Below are 4,666 nucleotides of genomic sequence, written 5' to 3' on the forward strand. Positions count from 1 at the left end.
ATATAATTTCATCGTGCAATATATATAAAATGAACATGAATATGAAATTACACCTTTTATAGAGAGGTCAAAAAGAGATTTGTTAGGGGAAAAACAAAAAGAGGCAATATTCATAAAATATCGCCTCTGTCTATTTAATAACAAATGGGAGGAAGCTTTTTATTGTCCTATCCCATCTTATCTTGCAGTTCCCTAATTATGTCGTTCACGATATATAAGTCGCCCATTAAATAGAGCCCCGTTTCGGGGTCGTGCAACCGTTCACAGGTGTCGGACTCGTAGAAGATACCGAGAGCACGTTCAGAAGAAACGTTGAGGCGTTCGCCCAGCAACACGATGATACGTCCTATTTTGTTCCAGAGGAGAAGGTCACTTATCATAACTTACCTCCTTTCTGTGAAATGCTCAGGGGCAGACATTCTTTGAAGTGCAAGCATTCATCGATGAGGTGCTGATTAAGCAGGCACATCTGGTTATTGGGCTGATGTTGCGCCAACTGTTCAAGAGCTATTTCAGCGGGCATAGTTCCCGCTATATAACTTTCCACTGTATCTACTACGCGATCGTTTGCTACACCTCCTTCCACGAAATCATATTCCTGCCAGGGTCTCAGTCCCTTGCGGCTGTGTACGATGAAGTCGAGCCAGTCACGATTATAGGTCTCGAAATGAAGGCAGCGATAGGCTTGACGGATACGCTCCATATCTATCTCATAGATGTTGAGGCAGGGAGTACCTCGCAACAGACGCAAATTGACGATTTGTGCCCAGCGTTCGGCCTGGCTACGGAGGGTAGTAACGTAGAAGCCTTGTCCAAAGTCAAGATCAGGACGCCCATAGGATGCCAGTGGATTTCTTACGGTGTCGGCTGCACCATGGTAGACGAGGGTACTCATAATTTGTCTCCTTTCATTGTCTTTCCTGCTGTTTCCCAGTTGTACAAGGTTTCGAGGGTGGTATCGGTTATGTACTCACGGCTTTGAGTGTGCAGTAGATCATAATAGGGGAGAATATACTCCTCTATCATGCCAATACGTGCCATGCGGCGGTACATCTCGGTGGCGGATATACCTTTGCGACGGGCAGCGGCTTCGATGCACGAGGCGGCGAAGATTATTCGCAGTTGTTCGTCGGTCATTCGTTGCATACTTGTCATACTTCTAGTCTCCTTTCTTAGATTGCAAAGATAATGCTTACTAACCAGACTTACCTCAATTCAGTTGAACAAAAAGTAATTTCCTTCGGCAAATCCTTTAGATAAGCAAGCAAGATTTAAAAAAATACGTTTGCTTCAGATTACTCATATAAAAAGAGTGAGGCTGTCTCCCAACGGGGACAGCCTCACACAACAACATTTTATTTTTCACGATGGTGAAAAAAAGGACTATTCTTCACAGAGTAGTTGTTTTATTAATAAGAAGTGTGCCCTTCGGGGCACACTTTATTTAAATTGCTAAGAAAAGATCAGACCATTAGTTAACCGGATCAACTGCAATCTTAACATATCCAGTTACTGTACCCCACTTGTAAGTTACGGTTACAGGAACCCACATGTAATAAGTTTCCAACAAAGTAGACATGTTAGTCTTATAGTTCAATACCCAGTCACTATCTGTAGTAGAAGCAGAAGTTGTAGTACCCTTAACTGTCAACTTGGTATAATCAGGTAACATAACTTTGTTTGTCATAGCCTGAGCCAAAGTTGTAATCGAGTTGTCCGGTGCATAGTCACCTGCGGTATTCTTCTTCAAGTTAGTATAGATCTTACTGTTATCCAACAAACCACCAGTATTAACAAACATTGCAGGTGAGAAGTATTGAACAGCATAGAATTCTTCCAAATTGGTAGTCTTAGCACCATCAATAACAACTGCTTTATTTCTCCAGTCTGTCAAAGCAATGACATCAGTTAACTTCAGATCATCACCCATATCCTGAGCATCCTTGAAACTCTTAACAGCAGCTTCAGCTAATGTTAATGGTCTTGAGAAGTTTACATCGAACTTCTTAACAAGAATATCTTTAGACAAACCTTCAGCAATCAAATTGAGGTTAGTAATCTTCAATGCACCTGTGCTCAACAGAGCTTTTACTGTAGCATTTTCAATCAATTCGATAGTCTGACCTGTAGTTGACGGAGAACTGATCTTAGCAACATCTACACCACCTACCTTAACAATCAGACGATCGTCAGTAGTCTTGTCAAAGGTTACAACACCAGCACTTGAACCATCAGCTTTCAGCACCTTAGTATCAGCAGTGAATCTGTACTTAGTCTGTACACAATCATAATCACCTGCAGTCGGTTTATTCGGGTTGAATGTCAAGTCAAGAACTTTATTTGTAGTCTTAAACAATGAGTTCAACTCTGACATGAAGATACATTCAGTAGAAGTATAACCTGTTTCAGGAGCATTTACATTCAATTCAGCAGTATTCTCATCAGACCAGTACATTGTGGTACGCGGTGCAGTGATAGTCGGCAACTGAATAACAACCTTAGCAGTTACATAAACATCCTTATATGCAACAGTTTCACTATTAGTGGTCATATGCAATTCGATTTCATATTCGCCAGGAAGCAATGTATTGTCTAATGCATAATATACATAATTATTTGAAGTCGTTGCAGAGCCATTAATCCACAAAGTATTAACACCAATATTAAGTGCTTGATAAGGATTGCCATCCTTCGTAAACTTCGGAGCAGATGCATAGCTATACGTATTCACGAATTGATCTTTACTCATTCCCAATTTATTGAATACTGCGTCAAAATCAAAGGCAAGTTTATTATCCACTACTGCATTTGTTGGTTTATATTCTTTAGCCCAATCATATGTGTAGAAGCTTTCATTTGCTATACCTACTAACGGTTGACATCCCAAAGTCTTAGTACCTAAGTCATATGTCGGATAGTTCAATGTACCCTGAACCATATTAATAACTTTCATCTTCAACAGCTTAGTCATAACCAAAGTTGAACCTACATACATTTGAACTTTAACAATCGGTTCGCGATTGATAGCTGCAGTTATTGCTTGATCAAATGAGACTACGCCATCTTCCAATTTCAAATATCTGGTAGTTTGGTCAACTTCAGCTTGTTTGAAGCTTTCTAAAGAAAATTTAAAAGTAGGAGCATCAAAGTTCAAATCTTTGTCCAGCAAATATTGGCTCTTCTTAGATGTGAAGCCAGTAGATGTCATGAATTCACGAGCGATACCCTTTACATATTCATTCAAATTAGTAGTTCCAGCAAAAGGAACATCCAAAAGAACAGGTATAGCTGCTAAATAAGATTGTACATTAGCTTCTGCTTTAGTATACATCTGAGACAATTCTTTCAGATTAGGAGTGTCTAATGCTTTTTGACCTGCAGCAGCTCTATCTGCTTCCGGAGTTACGATATATGATTTAGTGACATTCAAAGCAATAGAAGTCTCTTCCTGAGGAACAACCATTCTGGCAACAGCTACATAAGGAGCATCAACAGAGCTACCATTGATATTTGCTTCATCTTCATTCTTGTTAGAAACACGAAGAGATGCAGTATTTACCGCCAAAATATCATCACTGTAAGGAGATTCTTCAACTACACCTGCAGGGTTATTGAAGTCATGTTCAGTAGTACCAGCAGGAACATTAGCATATACACTTGGTTGCTTCCATTCTGATTTAACTGCTGTAGAATACAAAGCAAAGTCTTTTGCATTAGCTTTTACGGTCAAAGCTCCTGCTTTTCCTGGAATGATTTCACCTACATTCAGTGTAGTAGCGGCGGCGGCTCTTGTCATAGCCTCGTACCATGCACTCTTCATGGTAAATCCAGTAACGGTATAATTATCAGGACTTACAGAACCCGGATTAACCTGATAATTGAAATCCGCCCAACCATCAACCAAAGTTGTTGCAAATTTCGTGTTGGCTAAGTTGTATTCATAAACAGGATTTGTTCCTATAGAGTTGTAATCTGTACCGATAACGGGCAAGAACACAATATCGCCCAATTCATCGCTGATATTAGAAGGGATATAAGTTAATGAAGATACAAACAATGCTGAGTATTTATTCAAAGTAAGGTCCCCATATTCTTTACCGTCAGCACCTTTCAGTCCTTTAATGACGTATTGACTTTCCGTTTCAGCTACAGTGATTGTGTTTTTAGTAACCCAAGAAGAGTTTGTATTTTCTCTTGATGTTTTTCCATCAGCAATAGTCACTTTTATCCAGTAACCATCTTCACTGCCAACTGTACCCGGTTCATAGTAAATGGTAGGTGCATTTGTTCCAGAGGTAGCATCACCTTTAGACGGTTTACCAGTATCCTTACCGTCAATCCACCAATTGCCATTCTCACCAATTTCCACAACAGAACCTGCAGTTCCTTTCTCTCCATTGGTCAGTTCAAAAGAAGTATTATTACTTAATGTTACAGTGACGCCCTTATCCGTCTTAGTAACGCCAGTAATAACAGAGCCGCCGTTAACTAAAGCATTGATTTTCTCAATGGCCGTTTTGTTGGCATCAATCTGTCCCTGCAAGTCCTTGATGTCGTCATCGTAGTCCTTACAAGACGTGAACGTTCCTGTAGAACCTATCATCAAAGCTCCAAACAGGATTGCACTTAGAAATTTTTTGTTCATAATAAAAAAACTTTAAATTTA

4 protein-coding genes are annotated in these 4,666 nt (G+C 39.8%); all 4 read right to left on the reverse strand.

Annotated elements, in window-relative coordinates:
- Positions 1-167: 167 nt before the first annotated feature.
- Positions 168-380, reverse strand: a complete 213-nt coding sequence (locus DW036_RS25115) for a DUF3791 domain-containing protein (RefSeq protein WP_118223962.1) — start codon at positions 378-380, stop codon at positions 168-170.
- Entirely contained in the window at positions 377-895 is a 519-nt protein-coding gene (locus tag DW036_RS25120; protein ID WP_118466712.1) for a DUF3990 domain-containing protein, read from the reverse strand. Before DW036_RS25120 ends, DW036_RS25115 begins: the two co-directional genes overlap by 4 nt.
- Positions 892-1,155: a DUF3791 domain-containing protein gene (locus tag DW036_RS25125; RefSeq protein ID WP_118466714.1), complete on the reverse strand. Its 264-nt coding sequence runs from the start codon at positions 1,153-1,155 to the stop codon at positions 892-894. The genes DW036_RS25120 and DW036_RS25125 overlap by 4 nt, the downstream gene beginning before the upstream one ends.
- Positions 1,156-1,471: 316 nt before the next feature.
- Positions 1,472-4,645, reverse strand: coding sequence for a PL29 family lyase N-terminal domain-containing protein (locus DW036_RS25130; protein ID WP_118466716.1), 3,174 nt, complete (start codon positions 4,643-4,645; stop codon positions 1,472-1,474).
- Between the last annotated feature and the right edge of the window lie 21 nt (positions 4,646-4,666).

Source organism: Bacteroides sp. AF39-11AC (genome assembly GCF_003474285.1).
Classification (GTDB): Bacteria; Bacteroidota; Bacteroidia; order Bacteroidales; family Bacteroidaceae; genus Bacteroides.